General features: G+C 72.5%; 16 protein-coding genes. 5 read left to right on the top strand and 11 right to left on the bottom strand.

Annotated features, from left to right (window positions below):
* Positions 1-6 precede the first annotated feature (6 nt).
* Both sdhA and ACZ5GH_RS14890 read left to right on the top strand, forming a co-directional pair.
* Entirely contained in the window at positions 7-1,749 is a 1,743-nt protein-coding gene (gene sdhA / locus ACZ5GH_RS14885) for a succinate dehydrogenase flavoprotein subunit (protein WP_387756474.1), read from the top strand.
* Complete coding sequence (locus tag ACZ5GH_RS14890) at positions 1,749-2,522, top strand: succinate dehydrogenase iron-sulfur subunit (RefSeq protein ID WP_387756472.1); 774 nt, start codon at positions 1,749-1,751, stop codon at positions 2,520-2,522. Before sdhA ends, ACZ5GH_RS14890 begins: the two co-directional genes overlap by 1 nt.
* A 77-nt stretch (positions 2,523-2,599) precedes the next feature.
* Here the strand turns inward: ACZ5GH_RS14890 and ACZ5GH_RS14895 are convergent, their stop codons facing one another.
* Positions 2,600-2,857, bottom strand: coding sequence for an SCO4848 family membrane protein (locus ACZ5GH_RS14895; RefSeq protein ID WP_387756470.1), 258 nt, complete (start codon positions 2,855-2,857; stop codon positions 2,600-2,602).
* A gap of 138 nt (positions 2,858-2,995) precedes the next feature.
* On the opposite strand from ACZ5GH_RS14895, the gene ACZ5GH_RS14900 reads away from it, so the two are divergent.
* Complete coding sequence (locus ACZ5GH_RS14900; protein ID WP_464334471.1) at positions 2,996-4,204, top strand: D-alanyl-D-alanine carboxypeptidase family protein; 1,209 nt, start codon at positions 2,996-2,998, stop codon at positions 4,202-4,204.
* 27 nt (positions 4,205-4,231) lie between these two features.
* Here the strand turns inward: ACZ5GH_RS14900 and ACZ5GH_RS14905 are convergent, their stop codons facing one another.
* The gene (locus ACZ5GH_RS14905; RefSeq protein WP_387756466.1) at positions 4,232-5,194 is read right to left on the bottom strand and encodes a YihY/virulence factor BrkB family protein; all 963 of its coding nucleotides are present in this window, start codon (positions 5,192-5,194) and stop codon (positions 4,232-4,234) included.
* 99 nt (positions 5,195-5,293) lie between these two features.
* Positions 5,294-6,292 carry a glycosyltransferase family 2 protein gene (locus ACZ5GH_RS14910; RefSeq protein ID WP_387756464.1) on the bottom strand — a complete coding sequence of 333 codons (999 nt, stop codon included), beginning with the start codon at positions 6,290-6,292 and terminating at the stop codon, positions 5,294-5,296.
* 134 nt (positions 6,293-6,426) lie between these two features.
* Between ACZ5GH_RS14910 and ACZ5GH_RS14915 the strand changes: the two genes are divergently transcribed.
* A complete protein-coding gene (locus ACZ5GH_RS14915; protein ID WP_464334472.1) occupies positions 6,427-9,999 on the top strand; it encodes a bifunctional glycosyltransferase/CDP-glycerol:glycerophosphate glycerophosphotransferase in 3,573 nt (1,190 codons plus the stop codon).
* A gap of 167 nt (positions 10,000-10,166) precedes the next feature.
* Here ACZ5GH_RS14915 and ACZ5GH_RS14920 read toward each other — a convergent pair whose 3' ends face one another.
* From ACZ5GH_RS14920 to ACZ5GH_RS14945, 6 genes are all read right to left on the bottom strand, one after another.
* On the bottom strand, positions 10,167-10,655 hold the full coding sequence (locus ACZ5GH_RS14920; RefSeq protein ID WP_464334473.1) for a 2'-5' RNA ligase family protein: 489 nt from the start codon (positions 10,653-10,655) through the stop codon (positions 10,167-10,169).
* Positions 10,656-10,717: 62 nt separating this feature from the next.
* Positions 10,718-11,713 carry a tryptophan--tRNA ligase gene (gene trpS, locus ACZ5GH_RS14925; RefSeq protein ID WP_464336831.1) on the bottom strand — a complete coding sequence of 332 codons (996 nt, stop codon included), beginning with the start codon at positions 11,711-11,713 and terminating at the stop codon, positions 10,718-10,720.
* Between the two features lie 75 nt (positions 11,714-11,788).
* Complete coding sequence (locus ACZ5GH_RS14930; protein WP_387756458.1) at positions 11,789-13,114, bottom strand: hemolysin family protein; 1,326 nt, start codon at positions 13,112-13,114, stop codon at positions 11,789-11,791.
* 133 nt (positions 13,115-13,247) lie between these two features.
* Positions 13,248-14,240 carry a malate dehydrogenase gene (locus ACZ5GH_RS14935; protein ID WP_387756456.1) on the bottom strand — a complete coding sequence of 331 codons (993 nt, stop codon included), beginning with the start codon at positions 14,238-14,240 and terminating at the stop codon, positions 13,248-13,250.
* Between the two features lie 214 nt (positions 14,241-14,454).
* The gene (locus ACZ5GH_RS14940) at positions 14,455-14,880 is read right to left on the bottom strand and encodes a DUF3017 domain-containing protein (protein WP_387756454.1); all 426 of its coding nucleotides are present in this window, start codon (positions 14,878-14,880) and stop codon (positions 14,455-14,457) included.
* 19 nt (positions 14,881-14,899) lie between these two features.
* Entirely contained in the window at positions 14,900-15,754 is an 855-nt protein-coding gene (locus tag ACZ5GH_RS14945) for a bifunctional methylenetetrahydrofolate dehydrogenase/methenyltetrahydrofolate cyclohydrolase (protein ID WP_359819675.1), read from the bottom strand.
* A 533-nt stretch (positions 15,755-16,287) separates the two neighbouring features.
* Here ACZ5GH_RS14945 and ACZ5GH_RS14950 point away from each other — a divergent pair.
* On the top strand, positions 16,288-16,893 hold the full coding sequence (locus tag ACZ5GH_RS14950) for a hypothetical protein (protein ID WP_387756451.1): 606 nt from the start codon (positions 16,288-16,290) through the stop codon (positions 16,891-16,893).
* 82 nt (positions 16,894-16,975) lie between these two features.
* On the opposite strand, the gene purH is transcribed toward ACZ5GH_RS14950, so the two are convergent.
* Positions 16,976-18,553, bottom strand: a complete 1,578-nt coding sequence (gene purH, locus ACZ5GH_RS14955; protein ID WP_387756449.1) for a bifunctional phosphoribosylaminoimidazolecarboxamide formyltransferase/IMP cyclohydrolase — start codon at positions 18,551-18,553, stop codon at positions 16,976-16,978.
* Positions 18,550-19,209, bottom strand: a complete 660-nt coding sequence (purN, locus tag ACZ5GH_RS14960; RefSeq protein ID WP_387756447.1) for a phosphoribosylglycinamide formyltransferase — start codon at positions 19,207-19,209, stop codon at positions 18,550-18,552. The genes purH and purN overlap by 4 nt, the downstream gene beginning before the upstream one ends.
* Positions 19,210-19,267 lie beyond the last annotated feature (58 nt).

Consider the following 19,267-nt stretch of genomic DNA (forward strand, 5'->3'; position numbering starts at 1 on the left):
CCCCCCATGCAGATTCACCAGTACGACACCGTCATCGTCGGCGCCGGCGGCGCCGGCATGCGCGCGGCCATCGAATCGACGCAGCGCAGCCGCACCGCCGTCCTGACCAAGCTCTACCCGACCCGGTCCCACACCGGCGCGGCCCAGGGCGGCATGTGCGCCGCCCTGGCCAACGTCGAGGAGGACAACTGGGAGTGGCACACCTTCGACACGGTCAAGGGTGGTGACTACCTGGTCGACCAGGACGCCGCCGAGATCATGTGCAAGGAGGCCATCGACGCCGTCCTCGACCTGGAGAAGATGGGTCTGCCCTTCTCCCGCACCGAGCAGGGCCGGATCGACCAGCGCCGCTTCGGCGGCCACTCCCGCAACCACGGCGAGGCCCCGGTCCGCCGCTCGTGCTACGCGGCCGACCGCACCGGCCACATGATCCTCCAGACGCTGTTCCAGAACTGCGTCAAGCACGGCGTCGAGTTCTTCAACGAGTTCTACGTCCTCGACCTGCTGATCAACGAGGGCAAGACGGCCGGCGTCGTCGCGTACGAGCTGGCCACCGGCGAGATCCACGTCTTCCAGGCCAAGTCGGTCGTGTTCGCCTCCGGCGGCACCGGCAAGTTCTTCAAGGTCTCCTCCAACGCCCACACCCTCACCGGTGACGGCCAGGCCCTGGTCTACCGCCGCGGCCTGCCGCTGGAGGACATGGAGTTCTTCCAGTTCCACCCGACGGGCATCTGGCGCATGGGCATCCTGCTCACCGAGGGCGCCCGCGGCGAGGGCGGCATCCTGCGCAACAAGGACGGCGAGCGCTTCATGGAGCGCTACGCCCCCGTCATGAAGGACCTCGCGTCCCGTGACGTCTGCTCCCGCGCGATCTACACCGAGATCCGCGAGGGTCGCGGCTGCGGTCCGGACGGCGACCACGTCTACCTGGACCTGACCCACCTGCCGCCGGAGCAGCTGGACGCCAAGCTGCCGGACATCACCGAGTTCGCGCGCACCTACCTCGGCATCGAGCCCTACACGGACCCGATCCCGATCCAGCCCACCGCGCACTACGCCATGGGCGGCATCCCGACCAACGTCGAGGGCGAGGTGCTGCGCAACAACACCGACATCGTCCCCGGCCTGTACGCGGCCGGCGAGGTCGCCTGCGTGTCCGTGCACGGCGCCAACCGCCTGGGCACCAACTCGCTGCTGGACATCAACGTGTTCGGCAAGCGCGCGGGCATCGCCGCCGCCGACTACGCGCAGACGGTCGACTTCACCGAGCTGCCCGAGAACCCGGCCGAGAAGGTCCAGGCCCTGGTCGACGGCCTGCGCGAGTCCACCGGCACCGAGTCCGTGGCGCAGATCCGCAAGGAGCTGCAGGAGACCATGGACACCAACGCCATGGTCTACCGCACCGGCGCCACCCTGAAGCAGGCGGTCGAGGACATCGCCGCGCTGAAGGAGCGCTACAAGAACGTGGCGATCCAGGACAAGGGCTTCCGGTACAACACGGACCTGCTGGAGGCCGTCGAGCTGGGCAACCTGCTCGACCTGGCCGAGGTGCTGGCGGTCTCCGCGCTCGCCCGCGAGGAGTCCCGCGGCGGCCACTACCGCGAGGACTTCCCGACGCGTGACGACGTGAAGTTCATGCAGCACACCATGGCGTACCAGGAGGTTGCCGAGGACGGCACCACCTCCATCCGCCTCGACTACAAGCCGGTCGTCACGACCCGCTACCAGCCGATGGAGCGTAAGTACTGATGAGCACTCCGACCGTGGAGAAGCACTCGGCCGCTCTGGACGCGGCCGAGGCGGGTGCCGTCCAGCTGATCACCGTCACCTTCCGGATCCGCCGGTTCAACCCGGAGGAGCACCCGGACCCGGTGTGGGTCGACTACCAGCTGGAGATGGACCCGAAGGAGCGCGTCCTGGACGCGCTCAACAAGATCAAGTGGGAGCAGGACGGCACCCTCACCTACCGCCGTTCCTGCGCGCACGGCATCTGCGGTTCCGACGCCATGCGGATCAACGGCCGCAACCGGCTGGCGTGCAAGACGCTGATCAAGGACGTCAACCCGGAGAAGCCGATCACGATCGAGGCCATCAAGGGCCTGACGGTCCTCAAGGACCTGGTCGTGGACATGGACCCGTTCTTCCAGGCGTACAAGGACGTCATGCCGTTCCTCATCACCAAGGGGAACGAGCCGACCCGCGAGCGCCTGCAGTCCGCCGAGGACCGCGAGCGCTTCGACGACACCACCAAGTGCATCCTGTGCGCCGCGTGCACGTCGTCCTGCCCGGTGTTCTGGAACGACGGCCAGTACTTCGGCCCGGCCGCCATCGTCAACGCGCACCGCTTCATCTTCGACTCGCGCGACGAGGGTGGCGAGCAGCGCCTGGAGATCCTCAACGACCGTGAGGGCGTGTGGCGCTGCCGCACCACCTTCAACTGCTCCGAGGCCTGCCCGCGCGGCATCGAGGTCACCAAGGCGATCCAGGAAGTGAAGCGGGCGCTGGTCACCCGCCGCTTCTGATCCCCGCCTGACGGCCCGAAGGCCCCCGGCCCGATCCACCGATCGGGCCGGGGGCCTTCGCGTTCCCGCCCGCCGGGTCAGTCGGCGGCCGGGGTGCGGCGGGTGGCGCGCAGGCCGCGGACGCCGACGGCGCCGACGGCGATGCCGAGGGCGAAGGAGGTGACGGCGAGGAGGAGGTGGACCCAGAAGAAGGCGGTGGGCTGGGAGTGGTCGCCGCCGGTGAAGGCCTGGCCGCCGGAGTCCTTCCAGAGGTTCTTGACGAAGGTCGTCCAGATGATGACCGACCAGACCCCGAAGGCGGTCAGGAACCAGGAGGTGCGGCGGCTGAGCTTCATGGGGGTTCCTCGGCGTGTGAAGACGGTGTGCGTCCCCAGTATGCGCGGCCTCCGATCGGCGTAGGGCGGGCCCCTCCTGCGGAGTGGACGGGCCCCGGGGGGAGGACGCGGGGAGCCGGGAGTGGGTACGGTCGGCTGGTGCCCACACCCCGTCACACGCTCGCGCGCCTGTGCGGCGCGCTCACCGCGGCCCTACCGGTACTGCTCGCCGCCCCGGCGGGCGCGGCCCCGCAGCAGCCGCCCCCGTCGGTCGCGATCGGCGGCGAGCGGCTCGGGCTCCCCGGGGTGCAGGTCGCCCCGATGGCGGGCGCCCCGCCCCTGCCCACCGACCTGACCGGCCAGTCCTGGATAGTCTCCGACGCGGCGTCGGGAGAGGTGCTGGCGGCCAGCAACCCGCATCTGCGGCTGCCCCCGGCGAGCACCCTGAAGATCCTCTTCGCGGACACCGTGCTGCCCAAGTTCGACCGCGACGCGGTGCACCGGGTGGCCGACGAGGAGATCCAGGGGATCGGCCCCGGCAGCAGCCTGGTCGGCATCAAGGAGAACCTGGACTACCGGGTCGAGGACCTGTGGCGCGGGGTGTTCCTGAGCTCCGGCAACGACGCGGTGCACGTCCTGGCGCACATGAACGGCGGCGTCCAGCGGACCGTCGACGAGATGCAGGCGCGCGCCGACGCGCTCCAGGCGAGGGACACCAGGGTGGTCTCCCCGGACGGCTACGACATGGACGGCCAGGTCTCCTCGGCCTACGACCTGTCGCTGTTCGCCCGGGCCGGCCTGCGCAACGCGGACTTCCGGACGTACTGCGCCACCCGGGACGCGATGTTCCCGGGCGCCGTCGACCGGAACACCGGCCAGCGCGGCAGCTTCGGGATCGCCAACACCGACCGGCTGCTGGGCAGGTACCCGGGGCTGATCGGCGTGAAGAACGGCACCACCACCAACGCCGGCTCGACCTTCGTCGGGGCCGCCGAGCGCGACGGCCGCACCCTGCTGGTGACGGTGATGCACCCGGCCAACTACCAGAAGGTGTACGACGAGACGGCCGCCCTGCTGGACTGGGGCTTCGCCGCGGCCGGCAAGGTCCAGCCGGTCGGCAGGCTGGTCGACGAGCTCCCGCCCGGCGGCGCCGAGCCGACCGGCCAGGCCGGCGGCACCGGCGGCCCGCCCGCCCCGCCGCCGCACCCCTCGGCCACCGCCGCGCCGGCCACCGCGGCCGCGTCGGCGCCCGCCGCGGCCACCGACGGCGGCGGGCTCGGGCTCGGCGGCTGGTCGGCCGTGGTGCTGGCCGGGGCCGCGGCCGGGTACGGCGCGGTGGTGCTGCGGCGGCGGCGCTCCGCCGGCTGACCCACCGGTCGTCGGCGGGGTTCGGCCTCAGTCCGGGGGCCGGGCCCCGCCCTTCTCCACCGCCGTCTCCACCCGCCCGGCCGCCGCCTCCGCCTTGTCGGCCGCCTCCAGCAGCGTCCGGCCGTGCGCCCTGGTCCGCTCCCGGGCGGCCACCGGGTCGGCCGTCGCGGTCCAGGCCACGCAGTACATCAGCAGCCGGGAGACGAAGTTGATCCACAGCAGCAGCGCCACCGGGGTGGCGAACGCCCCGTACAGGCTCCGTCCCGCGACCGAGCTCAGGTAGGAGGCGAGCAGGAGCTTCAGCAGTTCGAAGCCGACCGAGCCGATCAGCGCGCCCTGCACGAGGTCCCGGCGGCGCTGCTCGGTGATCCCCGGGAAGGGCGCCAGCAGGTAGGCGAAGAGCAGCATGTCGCACGCTATGGCGATCAGCACGCCCACCGCCGTCAGCAGGTAGCCGCTGCCCAGGCCGGCCGCGCCGGCGATCCGGCCGGCCAGCGTGGTCCCGACGGCGGAGACGCCCAGCGAGAACAGCGACACCAGGCCGAGGCCGGCCAGCACCACCACGTCCCAGGCCTTGCGCAGCACCGGGTTGCCGTCCTCCTGGGGCAGCTGCCACAGGTCGCGGATCGAGGTGCGCATGGTGTCCACCCAGCCGAGGCCGGAGACCAGCAGCAGCGCCCCGCCGACCAGTCCGACGGTGCCCGCGTTGGCCACCAGGGCGGGCAGGTCGAGCGCGTCCGAGATCCCCGGCAGCTGGTCGGAGATGTGCTCCTGCAGCTCGTGCACCCGGCTGTCGCTCAGCGCCGCGGCGGCGATCGCCAGGCCCACCGTGAGCAGCGGGAAGAGGGCGAGGAAGCCGAAGAAGGTGACGGCGCCGGCCAGCCGGTTGCCCCGGGCGGCGGAGAGGTACTCGTACACCCGGTACGGGCGGCTGCGCAGTACCCGGGCCACGAAGGGGCCGACGACCGGAAGTCGGGTCAGGAAGTCCACCCACCGGTTATACCGGCCTGTCCCCCGAATGGGCGTCAGGCGGGCCCAGGAACCGGTCCGTCGGCCGCCGCGGCCCGGGAGCGCGGCGGGACCGGCCGGCTACCGCTTGACGAGTCGGCGGGCCTTGGCGAGGGCCCGGACGGCCTGGTAGGCGCCGTAGCGGCCGTGGCTGAGCAGCTCGGTGCGCACGCCGTCCACCCCGGCCGGCGGCCGGTAGCCGGCCGGCCGCAGCCGGGCGCAGTGCCCGGCGGCCCGGCGGAAGTACTCGCGGCGGTCGCCGGGCGGGACCCGGCCGGGCTTGGAGACCACGGTGTTGAGGTGGTGCAGCATCCGGCCGTAGACGACCGGGCGCCAGCGGTCCAGGTCGGGGCGGCGGTCGAGGAAGGCGAAGACCAGGTCGTACTGGGCGAACACGTCGAAGTGCTTGCGGCTGGCGGTGGCCAGGATGTTGCCGCCCTCCTGGCGCTGGCGGTAGTGCACGCCGACCTGGTCGAGCAGGGTGATCCGGGCGGCGGCGAGCAGCGCCGGGTACGTCCAGGGGGTGTCCTCGTAGTAGCCGGCCGGGAAGACCAGCCGCTGCTCGGTGACGAACCCGCGGCGGTAGGCCTTGTTCCAGACGACCTGCAGCAGGTCGAGCAGGTCGGGGCGGGCGTCGAGGTCGAAGACGTCCGGGGAGGCGGCGCCGAAGACGTGCGCGGAGGCGGCCCGGGTGATCCGGCCGTCGGCGTAGGTACGGGCGTAGTCGTAGACCAGGACGTCCGGTTCACCCGTGGCGGTGAGCCGCTCGTCGACGGCCTTCAGCAATCCGGGCGTCAGCGTGTCGTCGCTGTCGAGGAAGATCACGTAGTCCCCGGTGGCGACCTCCAGGCCGGCGTTGCGGGCCCGGCCGAGGCCGACGTTCTCCGGCAGGTGCAGCACCCGGATCCGGGCGTCGGCGGCGGCGGCCTCGTCCAGCATCGCGCCGCAGCGGTCCGGGGAGCGGTCGTCCACCGCGATCAGCTCGAAGTCCGGGCCGTCCTGGCCGAGCACCGATTCGAGGCACTCGGCGAGGTAGTCCTGGACCTGGTACACGGGGACGATCACGCTGAAACGGGACACGGCCCCAGCGTAGTGGCCCCCGGGCGGGCGAGGTCCCCGGAGGTAGGATCGGGGCGCACGTACGCACCGATCACAAGTGCGGCCAGGCCCCGTACGGGCTGCCACGCTCCTCCAGAGAAAGGCCTGCGTAGCCGATGGCTCCCCGCCTCTCCATCGTCGTCCCGATCTACAACGTCGAGCGCTACCTCGTCGAATGCCTCGACTCGATCGCCGCCCAGACCTTCACGGACTTCGAGTGCGTCATGGTCGACGACGGTTCGAAGGACGGCAGCGCGGCGCTCGCCGAGGCCTACGCGGCCGGGGACTCCCGGTTCCGGCTGGTCCGGCAGGTGAACAAGGGCCTCGGCGCGGCCCGCAACACCGGCATCCGGCACATCGACCCGGACTCCGAGTTCCTGTGCTTCGTGGACAGCGACGACTCGATGCCGCCGAGCGCGTACGAGCTGATGATCAACACGCTGGACGAGACCGGCTCGGACTTCTGCACCGGCAACGTGCTGCGCTTCCGCGCCGTGGGCTACTACCCGTCCGGCGGCCACCTGAAGCCGTTCAAGGAGACCAGGCTCAAGACCCACATCACCGAGATCCCGGCGCTGGTCACCGACCGCACCGCGTGGAACAAGGTGTACCGCCGCTCGTTCTTCGACGCGGCCGGCCTGCTCTACCCCGAGGGCATCCTGTACGAGGACGCCCCGGTCAGCGTGCCGCACCACTACCTGGCCAAGAGCGTGGACGTGCTCTCCGAGCCGATCTACCACTGGCGCGAGCGCGAGGTCGGCGAGATGTCGATCACCCAGATGCGCACCAACCCCAAGGGCCTGATCGACCGGGTCGCCTCGGTCGAGCTGGTCCGCGCCTGGCTGATGAAGCAGACCGAGCCGCGCTTCGCCGAGTACCTGCGCTCCTACGACGAGAACACCCTCGTCGAGGAGATCCCGATGTTCTTCTCCTCCCTCGTGGAGGGCGACAAGGAGTACCGGGACGCCTATCTCCTGCACGTCGGCCGGCTGCTCCGGGCGATCGGCGCCGACCAGGTCGCCCGGCTGCGCGCGCCGCTGCGGCTGAAGTACCACCTGACCCTGTCGGGCCGGATGGACGAGCTGGTCGAGCAGATCACGTACGAGCGCGAGAGCGGCGGCGGCGTCCAGGCCCGCGGTCTGCTGCGCCCGTACGCCGACTACCCGTTCCTGCGCGGCGGGCGCCGGAGCGTGCCGGCCGGGGTGCTCAAGCTGGACAACTCGCTGGTCATCCGCAGCCGGCTGTACAGCAGCTCCTGGGAGGGCGGCAAGCTCCGGATGACCGGGCACGCGTACCCGGAGCAGCTGGGCGCGGCCGGCAAGCACGACATGGTCCGCACCCTGGTGCTGCGCGAGGCCAAGGGCCGCCGGGTCATCGCGGTGCCGATGCGGACGACGTACAGCCCCGAGGCCACCGCGAGCTGCCGCCACGACCTGTACAGCTGCGACTGGTCCGGCTTCACCGTCGCCGTCGACCCGAGGAAGCTCCGGTACCGCGGCCAGTGGAAGGACGGCAACTGGCGCGTCCTGGTGGCCGGCGCGGGCAAGGGCGGGGTCTACAAGGGCCGGATCTCGGCCGGGTGGAGCGACAGCGCCCAGTTCCTCCCGTCGCACTGGGTCGAGCCGGACGTGCGGATCGTGCCGTGGGTCCGGGACAACTTCGTCTACCTCCGGGTGGAGACGGTCAGGGCCCGGGTGACCGGCCTGGCCGCGCACGGCGACCGGCTGGAGGTCTCGGGCGCGGCCCGCTCCGGCCCGAGCTTCGCCGGGGCGCGGCTGCGGCTCACCCACGCCGAGTCGGACCGCCACGTGAGCTTCCCGCTGGAGCTGGGCACCCCGGTCGGCTCGCTCCAGCCGTTCACCGCGGCGTTCCCGGTCGCCGAGCTGACCGCCGTCCGCGAGGCCTGGGCCGAGCTGGACCCGATGGCCGCCGAGCGCAGCCGCGACCACTGGGACGGCGCGCTGCTGCTGGCCGACGGCAGCACCGTCCCGCTGGCCTGGGACGACCGCAACGCGCCGGAGCGGCTGCACCTGGCGCTGAACCCGCAGGCCCCGGTCGCCGAGCGCCGGGCGCTCTACTCCAAGCCCTCCCCCGAGGGGCGCCTCCAGTTCACCGACCAGGTGCTCCAGCCGATGGTGGACGAGGTGTCCTCGCGCGGCGCCGACGGCTTCCTGCTCAGCGGCTCGTTCCCGCTGCCCGGCGCGCACCGCTGGGAGCTGGTGGTCCGTCACAAGTGGCGCGAGGAGGAGCACGCCTACCCGGTGGAGATCTCGGACGGCCGGTTCCGCACCGCGCTGCCCGCCGTCCCGACGGCCTCCTTCGCCGGCCGGGTGCCGCTCTCCCGGGGCACCTGGAACGTCGTCTTCCGGCCGGTCGGGGTGCCGGTGCCGGAACTGCCGGACGCCGCCGCGCTGGTGACCCCGGACTGCTTCGACGTCCTGCCGGTCGTGGTGGAGTCCCGCGGCAAGCGGATACTGCTGGAGCGCCGCAACCACGACGGGCTGTCGCTGGAGTCGGACTCGGTGCTGCTGCCCGAGGAGCGGGCCGGCTTCCGCCAGCGCCAGCTGCAGAGCGTGGACTACCCGGCCGCCCGCCGGCTGCCGGTGCGCGACACGGTGGTCTACCACACCGGCAAGTACGGCACCTACTCCGGCTCGCCGCGGGCGGTCCACGAGGAGCTGGTCCGCCGCGGCCTGCCGCTGGAGCACCTGTGGGGCAACGACGACATGCAGGCCGAGCTGCCGCAGAGCGTGACCGCGCTCCGCTACCGCAGCCCGGAGTGGTACGAGGCGCTGGCCACCGCCAAGTACGTGGTGGCCAGCACCCACCTGCCCGACTTCTTCGTCCGCCGTCCCGACCAGGTGGTCCTCCAGACCTGGCACGGCACCCCGCTGAAGCAGATCGGCCTCGACTTCGAGAAGGTCTGGTTCACCGACTCCAAGTACCTCAAGAGCCTGGCCCGGGAGGTCCCGAACTGGAGCCTGCTGGTGGCCGGCAACCGCTGGTCGGCCCCGGTGCTGCGGCGCGCCTTCGACTTCAAGGGCGAGATCCTGGAGAGCGGTTCGCCGCGGAACGACCTGCTGTTCGCGGCCGACCGGGAGAAGACCGCCGAGCAGGTCCGGGAGCGGCTCGGCCTGCCCGAGGGCAAGAAGGTCGTGCTCTACGCGCCGACCTGGCGCGAGGACCGGCGTCGGCCGCAGGGCGGCTACCAGATCGACCTGCGTATCGACCTGGCGGCGGCCAGGGCCGCGCTCGGCGACGACCAGGTGCTGCTGGTGCGCCGGCACCACCTGATGTGCGGCCAGATCCCGGGCGCCGGCAACGGCTACGTCTGGGACGTCGGCAGCTACCCCGACATGGCGGAGCTGCTGCTGATCGCCGACGTCCTGGTGACGGACTACTCGGCGAGCGTGTTCGACTTCGCGGCGACCGGCAAGCCGATCGTGTTCTTCACCTACGACCTGGAGCACTACCGGGACAACCTGCGCGGCTTCAGCCTGAACTTCGAGGCGGAGGCGCCCGGCCCGATGCCGGCCACCTCCGAGGAGCTCGTCTCGGTGCTCGGCCGGCTGGACGAGGTCACCGAGGAGTACGCGGACCGGGCGGCCGCGTTCCGCGAGGCGTACTGCGACCTGGACGACGGCAAGGCCTCGGCCCGGGTGGTCGACGCGATGCTCCGCAAGGAATAGCCCCCGCGCGCGATCCGGAAGGCGCCCGGCACCCTCGGTGCCGGGCGCCCGCGCGTCCGCGGGCGCCGTGCGGTGGCCGGTCGGAGCGGGTCGAGCCCGCGCCGGGGCGGAACACCGGCGCCGGGTCGCCGTTGCCGGGACACCGCCGCCGCGTCACGCTCGCCGGGTCACCCGAACGGGTAGCTCCGCCAGGGGCGCCAGACCTCGTCCGCGTCGAAGCGGGAGAGGCCGAAGCCCGGCACCGGGAAGTCCGCCCGGAAGCCGCGCGCCTGCTCGTACGCCTGGTCCAGCACGTCGTCGGACAGGCCGTGGGCGACCGTCACGTGCGGGTGGTACGGGAAGGCCAGCTCGCGGGCCAGCGGGCCGGAGCGGATGTCCGCCTCCAGCAGCCGGCACTCCTGCGCGCCCTCCTCGACCCGGACGTACACCACCGGGGAGACCGGGCGGAAGGTCCCGCCGCCGCGCAGCAGCATCCGGAACGGCCGGTGCGCGGCCGCCACCGCCGCCAGGTGCTCCTCGACCTTCGGCAGCAGCTCCGCGGGCACCTCGGTCGGCGGCAGCAGGGTGACGTGCGTGGGTATCGACCGGGCCAGCGGATCGCCGTGCCCGGCCCGGGCGTCCTGGATCGCCGCGCCGTACGGATCCGGGACGCTCACGGACACGCCGATGGTGACGACCTCGGGGAGGTCGCCACCACCGGGCAGGCGCGTGAGCGGAGTCACCGCTTGGCGGCCGGGAGGAAGCCGATCCGGTCGTACACCGTCTCCAGCGTCACCGACGCCACCTCACGGGCCTTGTGGGCGCCGATCGCCAGCACCCGGTCCAGCTCGGCCGGGTCGTCCAGGAACATCCGGGTGCGCTCCTGGAACGGCGTCACCCACTCGGTGAACAGCTCGGCCAGCTCGGTCTTCAGGGCGCCGTACATCCGGCCCTCGAAGTGCGCGACCAGCTGGTCGATCGTCTGGCCGCTGAGCGCGGAGTGGATGCGCAGCAGGTTGGAGACGCCGGCCTTCTCCTGCTCGTCGTAGGAGACGACGGTGCCGGTGTCGGTGACGGCGCTCTTGAACTTCTTGGCGCTGACCTTCGGCTCGTCCAGCAGGCTCACCAGGCCCTTGGGCGAGGAGGCCGACTTGCTCATCTTCACGCCCGGGTCCTGGAGGTCCTGGATCTTCGCCGTCTCCTTGAGGATGTACGGCTTCGGGACGGTGAAGGTCGGGCTGTAGCGGGTGTTGAAGCGCTCGGCGATGTCGCGGGTGATCTCCACGTGCTGGCGCTGGTCCTCGCCGACCGGGACGGCGTCCGCCTGGTAGAGCAGGATGTCCGCGATCTGCAGGATCGGGTAGGTGAACAGGCCGACGGTGGTGCCCTCGGCGCCGTACCGGGAGGACTTGTCCTTGAACTGCGTCATCCGGGAGGCCTCGCCGAAACCGGTGAGGCAGTTCATCACCCAGGCGAGCTGCGCGTGCTCGGGCACGTGCGACTGGACGAACAGCGTGCAGTCGTCCGGGTCCAGGCCGGCGCCGAGCAGCTGGGCGGCGGAGACCCTGGTGTTCTGGCGCAGCGTCGCCGGGTCCTGCGGCACCGTGATCGCGTGCAGGTCGACGACCATGTAGAAGGCGTCGTTGGCCTCCTGGAGGTCGACCCACTGGCGCACCGCGCCCAGGTAGTTGCCGAGGTGGAACGAGCCGGAGGTGGGCTGGATGCCGGAGAGCACCCGGGGACGGTCCTTGACCGGACCAGTGACCGCTGCGTTGACCATGCGGGCCATTGTTCCAGTTCCACCGCTCGCTCAGGAAACCTCCGCCCCCGCGGGGTCGGCCAGTGTGACCGCACTCACCCCCACCCGGGCGATCCGCCGGCCCTCGACCTTGGCCACCGTCAGCAGCACCCCGCCGCCGCCCTCGACCGGGACCCGCACCTGGTCGCCGTCCCGGGGCAGCCGGCCGAGCGCGGCGACCAGGCAGCCCGCCACCGTCTCGTACGGGCCCTCCGGCAGCGTGACGCCGGTCTCCTCGGTGAAGTCGCCGAGGTTGAGCAGACCGTCCAGCTCCATGCCGCCGCCGGCCAGCCGGCGGGTGGGGGCGGCCTCCGGGCGGTCGTACTCGTCCCGGATCTCGCCGATCACCTCCTCGACCAGGTCCTCCAGGGTGACGATCCCGGCGGTGCCGCCGTACTCGTCCACCACGATGGCCAGGTGGTGGCCCTCGCGGCGCATCTCGCCCATCGCCTCCAGCACCCGCTTGGTGCCGGGCAGCAGCTTGACCGGGCGGGCCAGGTCGCGGACCTTGGCGGCCTGCTCGCCGCGCGCGCCGTACAGGTCGCGGACGTGGACGAAGCCGACCACCGCGTCGGCGCTGCCCTCGACCACCGGGTAGCGCGAGTGCGGCGAGGTGTCGGCCTGGTGCCGGACGGCGGCCAGCGGGCGCTCGGCGTCCAGGAAGGTCACCTCGGTGCGCGGGACCATCACCTCGCGCAGCTGGCGCTCCCCGGCGGCGAACACGTCGGCGATCAACGCCCGTTCGTCGCTTCCGAGTTCGGTGTTGGTGGCGACCAGGCCGCGCAGCTCCTCGGAGCTCATCGAGCCGCGGCCCGCCGTCGGGTCGCCGCCGAGCAGCCGGACCATCAGGTCGGTGGAGTGGCCGAGCAGCCAGATCGCCGGCCGCAGCACCACCGACATCACGTCCACCACCGGGGCGGCGACGACCGAGATCGACTCGGCGCGCTGCAGGCCGATCCGCTTGGGGGTCAGCTCGCCCAGCACCAGCGAGGCGTAACTGATCACCAGGGTGAGGCCGACCAGCGCCACCGCGTCGGACACGCCCTCGGAGAGCCCGGCCCGGACGAACAGCGGGGCGACCTTGCCGGACAGGGTGTCCGCGCCGAAGGCGGCGGACAGGAAGCCCATGCAGGTCACCCCGACCTGGACGGCGGCCAGGAAGCGGTTGGGGTCGGCGGCCAGGTGCGCGGCCCGCGCCGCGCGCCGGGTGCCGCGCCCCTCCAGCGCCCGGATCTGGCCCTCGCGCAGCGAGATCAGCGAGATCTCGGCGACGTTGAACAGCCCGCCCAGCAGGATGAAGACGAGGACGAGCGCGGCGTCCCCGAGTGTTTCGTTCACAGCGGGCCAGTGTAGGGCGGCCGGTCCCCGCCGGGGCCGGACACGGCGGCGGGCCCGGAGGCCGGACACGGCGGCGGCCCGCCGCTTCCGGGAGGGAAGCGGCGGGCCGCCGGTGGAACCGTGCGGGGCGGGCTCAGATGAGGCCCAGCTCCTGGACCGCGTCGCGCTCCTCGGTCAGCTCCTTGACCGAGGCGTCGATGCGGGCGCGCGAGAAGTCGGAGATCTCCAGGCCCTGGACGATCTCGAACCTGCCGTCCTTGGTGGTGACCGGGAAGGACGAGATCAGACCCGCCGGAACGCCGTACGAGCCGTCGGAGACGACGCCCATGGAGGTCCAGTCGCCCTCGGCGGTGCCGTTGACCCAGGTGTGGACGTGGTCGATGGCGGCGTTGGCGGCCGAGGCGGCCGAGGAGGCGCCACGGGCCTCGATGATGGCGGCGCCGCGCTTGGCGACGGTCGGGATGAAGTCGTTCTCCAGCCAGGCCAGGTCGCTGCCGACGGCCTCGAAGGCCGGCTTGCCGGCGATCTCGGCCTGGAAGACGTCCGGGTACTGGGTCGCGGAGTGGTTGCCCCAGATGGTGACGCGCTTGATGTCGGAGACCAGGGCGCCGGTCTTGGCGGACAGCTGGCCGACGGCGCGGTTGTGGTCCAGGCGGGTCATCGCGGTGAAGCGCTCGGCCGGGACGTCCGGGGCGTTGCGCTGGGCGATCAGGGCGTTGGTGTTGGCCGGGTTGCCGACGACCAGGACCTTGATGTCGTCCGCGGCGTGGTCGTTGATGGCCTTGCCCTGCGGGCCGAAGATGCCGCCGTTGGCCTGGAGCAGGTCGCCGCGCTCCATGCCCGCGGTGCGCGGACGGGCGCCGACCAGCAGCGCGACGTTGGCGCCGTCGAAGGCCTCGTTCGGGTTGTCGGTGATCGTGATGTCGCGCAGCAGCGGGAAGGCGCAGTCGACGAGCTCCATGGCGGTGCCCTCGGCGGCCTTCAGGCCCTGCGGGATCTCCAGGAGGCGCAGGTTCACCGGCACGTCGGCACCGAGCAGGTGGCCCGAGGCGATGCGGAAGAGCAGCGCGTAGCCGATCTGGCCGGCCGCTCCGGTGATGGTGACGTTGACGGGGGTGCGGGTCATTTCTACCTTCTCCAGCAAATCGCCAGGCGCCCCAGGCACACCGGCACTGGAGCCAGGATGATCTCTCTCGACGTCGAGAGACCGGCGTCAGGTTATCGCAAAGGGAAGCGTACGCCGGGTGTCCCGGCGTGGCTGATGCGTCACAGAAGAAAGGCGGCCCCCGCCCCGGCCCTGGGTTTCCATGGGCCGGGCGGGGGCCGCCTCGGACGTCGGGTCAGTGCCTGGGCCGGCCCATCAGCTGGCCGATGTTGTCGAGCAGCGGGATCTGCACCCACGGGTTCGGCTGCGCCACCAGGGTCAGCAGCACGATCGAGATGCCCAGGAAGCTCAGCACGATCACGTCGGTGAAACGGCTGCGCACCGCCAGCATCCCGACCTCGGGCAGCACCAGCCGCAGCACCGCGCCGAGCAGCACGCCGCCGCCGAGGATCAGCAGCCCGTACTTGAAACCGTCCTTGAAGTCGGCGAACCAGGTGACCGCGAGGCCGGCGCCGACGACCAGCAGGACCAGCGTGATCGGCCACTGCCGCACCGGCAGGGCGTGAGCGCGCCCGAGGGCCGCGGCCGAGCCCTCGGGGGGCAGGGTGCCGGTGGTCCTGACCGGCCTGCGGCGGGTCCGTGCCGGTCGCGGTTCAGTCATGCTCGCCGTCCCTGGGGTGTCAGATGCCGGCGCGGCGCTCGGCCGCCTCGACGATGTTGTTGAGCAGCATCGCGCGGGTCATCGGGCCCACGCCGCCGGGGTTCGGGGAGATCCAGCCGGCCACCTCGGCCACGCCCGGGTGCACGTCGCCGACGATCTTGCCCTCGCTGCGGCTGACGCCCACGTCCAGCACCGCCGCGCCCGGCTTGACGTCCTCCGGCTTGACCAGGTGCGGCACACCGGCGGCGGCCACGATGATGTCGGCCTTGCGCAGGTGGGCGCCGAGGTCCCGGGTGCCGGTGTGGCACAGGGTGACGGTGGCGTTCTCGCTGCGGCGGGTCAGCAGCAGGCCGATCGAGCGGCCGACGGTGATGCCGCGGCCGACCACGACCACCTCGGCGCCGTCGATCTCGACGTCGTGGCGGCGCAGCAGCTCGACGATGCCGAGCGGGGTGCACGGCAGCGGGCCCTCGATGCCCAGGGCGAGCCGGCCGAGCGAGGTCGGGTGCAGGCCGTCGGCGTCCTTGTCCGGGTCCATCAGCTCCAGGACCGGGTTCTGGTCCAGGCCCTTGGGCAGCGGCAGCTGGACGATGTAGCCGGTGCAGGACGGGTCGGCGTTGAGCTCGCGGACGACGTTCTCGACGTCCTCCTGGGTGGCGGTGGCGGGCAGCTCGCGCTGGATCGAGGCGATGCCGACCTCGGCGCAGTCCTTGTGCTTCCCGTTCACGTACCAGCGGCTGCCCGGGTCGTCGCCGACCAGGACGGTGCCGAGGCCGGGCGTGACGCCCTTCGCCTTGAGGGCCGCCACGCGGGCGGCGAGTTCGGACTTGATCGCGGCGGCGGTGGCCTTGCCATCGAGAATCTGGGCAGTCATGACCCCATTCTCCCGGATCGCGGGCAGACTCCGTACCGAGGGCGTCCCACGGCCCCGGTGGCCCGGGGCGAGCCGACGGGCGGGTGGGCGAACGGGTGGACCGCCGGGTGAACGGACGGACACGAAGGTCCGCCGCACGTTGCGGTTGCGCCACAGTCTTGACGCGGCGCGCGGAACCGGCTGGACAGGGCGCCGTCGTCCGGATGACGATAAGCGCGCATTCCCGCCGCGATACCGGCCCGGTGACGGGCCGACGGACCCCGCGGCGGGCGTACCCGGGGGAAAGAGCCAGTGAGCCGACCACAGCAGAACGAGCCGTCCGACCGCGCGGGCACCGTCCGCCCCGCGCCGCACCCGTCGGCCGCCTCGCGCCACTGATGCTCACCACGCTGCCGAGCCGCGGCGCCCGTCACCGCCGCCGGGCTGTCACCCCGCTCCGCTGACGTCCCCTTCGGCCGGTGAACCGACTCACCGGCCGGCACCGGGCCGTCCGTGTCCCGTCCCCGCGTCCCCGTAACCGCCCGGAGGCATCCATGAGTTACCCGCCCGACCCGAACAACCCGTACGGCCAGCCGCCGGCCGCCCCGGGCTACGGCTACCCGCAGCAGGCCCCGCCGCCGGCCGCCGCGTACGGCTACCCGCAGCAGGCCCCGGCCTACGGGTACGCGCCGGTGGCCCCGCCGACCATGCCGGGCCTGGTGACGACCGCCCGCGTGCTGCTGTTCATCGTCGGCGGCGTGCAGACGCTCGCCGCGATCGCCTACATGATCATCGGTGCGGCCGCCAAGGACGTCACCAACGCCGGCCGGGCCGCGACCAACGACAACCCGATCACCGCGCTGGGCGACGCCGCCGCCGGTGTCCTGATCGTCGTCGCCGTGGTGTTCGGGCTGTTCGCCGCGCTCTCCATCACGCTGGGCGCGAAGTTCGGCAAGGGCGGCAACGCCGTCCGCGTCACCACCATCGTGTACGGCTCGCTCGGCGGCCTGGTCGGCCTGCTGATCCTGCTCGGCGCCATCTCCGGCGGCACCGCCGTCGGCCTGGTGATGGCCCTGCTCTGGCTGGCGGTCAGCATCATCTGGATCACCGCCATGTGCGTCCAGGACGGCGTCAACTGGTTCAACCGGCCGCGGTACTGACCGGCCCGCACGACCGAGCGGCCCGGCTCCCTCCTCGGAGGGGGCCGGGCCGCTCTGTCATGCCGTCACGCCGTGGGCGGGATCAGTGGAAGAAGTGCCGCGCGCCGGTGAAGTACATGGTCACGCCGGCCTCGGCGGCCGCCGCGACGACCTCCTCGTCCCGGATCGAGCCACCGGGCTGGACGATCGCCCTGACGCCGGCCGCGATCAGGATCGCCGGGCCGTCCGCGAACGGGAAGAAGGCGTCCGAGGCCGCGTAGGCGCCCTTGGCGCGCTCACCGGCCCGCTCGACCGCGAGCTTGCAGGAGTCCACCCGGTTGACCTGGCCCATGCCGACGCCGACCGAGGCGCCGTCCTTGGCCAGCAGGATCGCGTTGGACTTGACGGCCCGGCAGGCCCGCCAGGCGAACGCGAGCTCGGCCAGCTCGGCCGCGGACAGCGCCTCACCGGTGGCGAGGGTCCAGTTCGCCGGGTCGTCGCCCTCGGCGTGCACCCGGTCGGCGTCCTGGAGCAGCACGCCACCGGAGACCGGGCGCACCTCCCGGCGGTTGGCCGGAGCCTCGGGGGCGAGCAGCACCCGCAGGTTCTTCTTGCGGGTGAGCACCTCCAGGGCGCCCTCCTCGTAGCCGGGGGCCACGACGACCTCGGTGAAGATCGGGGCGATCTGCTCGGCCAGCGCGACGGTGACCGGGCGGTTGACGGCGATCACACCGCCGTACGCGGAGACCGGGTCGCACTCGTGCGCCTTGCGGTGCGCCTCGGCGACGTCGGCGCCGGTCGCGATGCCGCACGGGTTGGCGTGCTTGATGATCGCGACGGCCGGCTCGGCGTGGTCGTAGGCGGCGCGCCGGGCGGCGTCGGTGTCGACGTAGTTGTTGTACGACATCTCCTTGCCGTGCAGCTGCCGCGCGCCGGCCAGGCCGCCGGTGCCGTCGCTGTACAGCGCGGCGCCCTGGTGCGGGTTCTCGCCGTAGCGCAGCACGTTCTGCCGCTCCCAGGTCGAGCCGAGGAACTCGGGGAACCGCTCGTCGCTGGGCGCGTAGCCGTCCTCGAACCAGGAGGCGACGGCCACGTCGTAGGCGGCGGTGTGGGCGAACGCGGCACCGGCCAGGCGCTTGCGGGTGGCCAGGTCGAAGCCGCCCTCCCGGGCCGCCTCCAGCACGTCGCCGTAGCGGGCCGGGTCGACCACCACGGCCACCGAGGGGTGGTTCTTGGCGGCGGCGCGGACCATGCTCGGGCCGCCGATGTCGATCTGCTCGACGCACTCGTCCGGGGTGGCGCCGGAGGCGACGGTGGCCTTGAACGGGTAGAGGTTCACCACGACCAGGTCGAAGGGCTCGACGCCCAGCTCGGCCAGCTGCGCGCGGTGCGACTCCAGCCGCAGGTCGGCCAGCACGCCGGCGTGCACGCGGGGGTGCAGCGTCTTCACGCGCCCGTCCAGGCACTCCGGGAAACCGGTCAGCTCGGAGACCTCGGTCACCGGGACGCCGGCGGCGGCGATCCGGCCGGCGGTGGAGCCGGTGGAGACGATGGCGACCCCGGCGGCGTGCAGGCCCTGGGCCAGCTCCTCCAGACCGGTCTTGTCGTACACGCTGATCAGCGCGCGACGGATCGGACGAACGTTCTCCGAAACGGGCGTGGTGGTGGAGCTGGCACTCATGCCGGAATCCATACCTTTCGGTCCTCGATGCGGTGACCCTCGCGGGCCAGCCGGCCCACGACGTCGACGAGCAGCTTGCGCTCGACAGTCTTGATGCGCTCGTGCAGCGCGTCGCCGCCATCGGCGTGGTCGGCGTCGACGACCTCGACGACGCCCTGCGCGATGATCGGCCCGGTGTCCACGCCGGCGTCGACCAGGTGGACGGTGCAGCCGGTGACCTTCACCCCGTACGCGAGCGCGTCGGTGACGCCGTGGGCGCCGGGGAAGGCGGGCAGCAGTGCGGGGTGGGTGTTGACGATCCGCCCGGCGAAGGCGGCGATGAACTCGGGGCCGAGGATCTTCATGAAACCGGCCGTGACCACCAGGTCCGGCTGGTACTCGGCGGTGGAGGCGGTCAGCGCGCGGTCCCAGGCGGCCCGGTCGGGGAAGTCCTTCACCCGGTGGACGAAGGTCGGCAGGCCGGCCTTCCCGGCGCGCTCCAGGCCGACGATCCCGTCCCGGTCCGCGCCCACGGCGAGGATCTCGGCGCCGTACGCCGGATCGGCCGCGGCGTCGATCAGCGCCTGCAGGTTGGTGCCGGAACCGGAGACCAGCACCACCAGTCGGGCCGGTCCGGGCGTACGGGGCGGGAAGTGCTGGGCGGGGGCGGCGGCCACTGCGCGTTTCTCCGTAGGTCGGGCGCCGTCCGCTGGTACGTCCACCGGCGGTGGGGCC

The sequence above is a fragment of the Kitasatospora sp. Xyl93 genome (assembly GCF_055383135.1).

Excerpts from the sequence above, each read along its gene's own strand:
- ACZ5GH_RS14945 (WP_359819675.1), bottom strand. The coding sequence starts at position 15,754 with ATGACTGCCCAGATTCTCGATGGCAAGGCCACCGCCGCCGCGATCAAG.
- sdhA (WP_387756474.1), top strand. The coding sequence starts at position 7 with ATGCAGATTCACCAGTACGACACCGTCATCGTCGGCGCCGGCGGCGCC.
- ACZ5GH_RS14935 (WP_387756456.1), bottom strand. The coding sequence starts at position 14,240 with ATGACCCGCACCCCCGTCAACGTCACCATCACCGGAGCGGCCGGCCAG.
- ACZ5GH_RS14895 (WP_387756470.1), bottom strand. The coding sequence starts at position 2,857 with ATGAAGCTCAGCCGCCGCACCTCCTGGTTCCTGACCGCCTTCGGGGTC.
- purH (WP_387756449.1), bottom strand. The coding sequence starts at position 18,553 with ATGAGTGCCAGCTCCACCACCACGCCCGTTTCGGAGAACGTTCGTCCG.
- ACZ5GH_RS14915 (WP_464334472.1), top strand. The coding sequence starts at position 6,427 with ATGGCTCCCCGCCTCTCCATCGTCGTCCCGATCTACAACGTCGAGCGC.
- ACZ5GH_RS14950 (WP_387756451.1), top strand. The coding sequence starts at position 16,288 with ATGAGTTACCCGCCCGACCCGAACAACCCGTACGGCCAGCCGCCGGCC.
- ACZ5GH_RS14940 (WP_387756454.1), bottom strand. The coding sequence starts at position 14,880 with ATGACTGAACCGCGACCGGCACGGACCCGCCGCAGGCCGGTCAGGACC.
- ACZ5GH_RS14890 (WP_387756472.1), top strand. The coding sequence starts at position 1,749 with ATGAGCACTCCGACCGTGGAGAAGCACTCGGCCGCTCTGGACGCGGCC.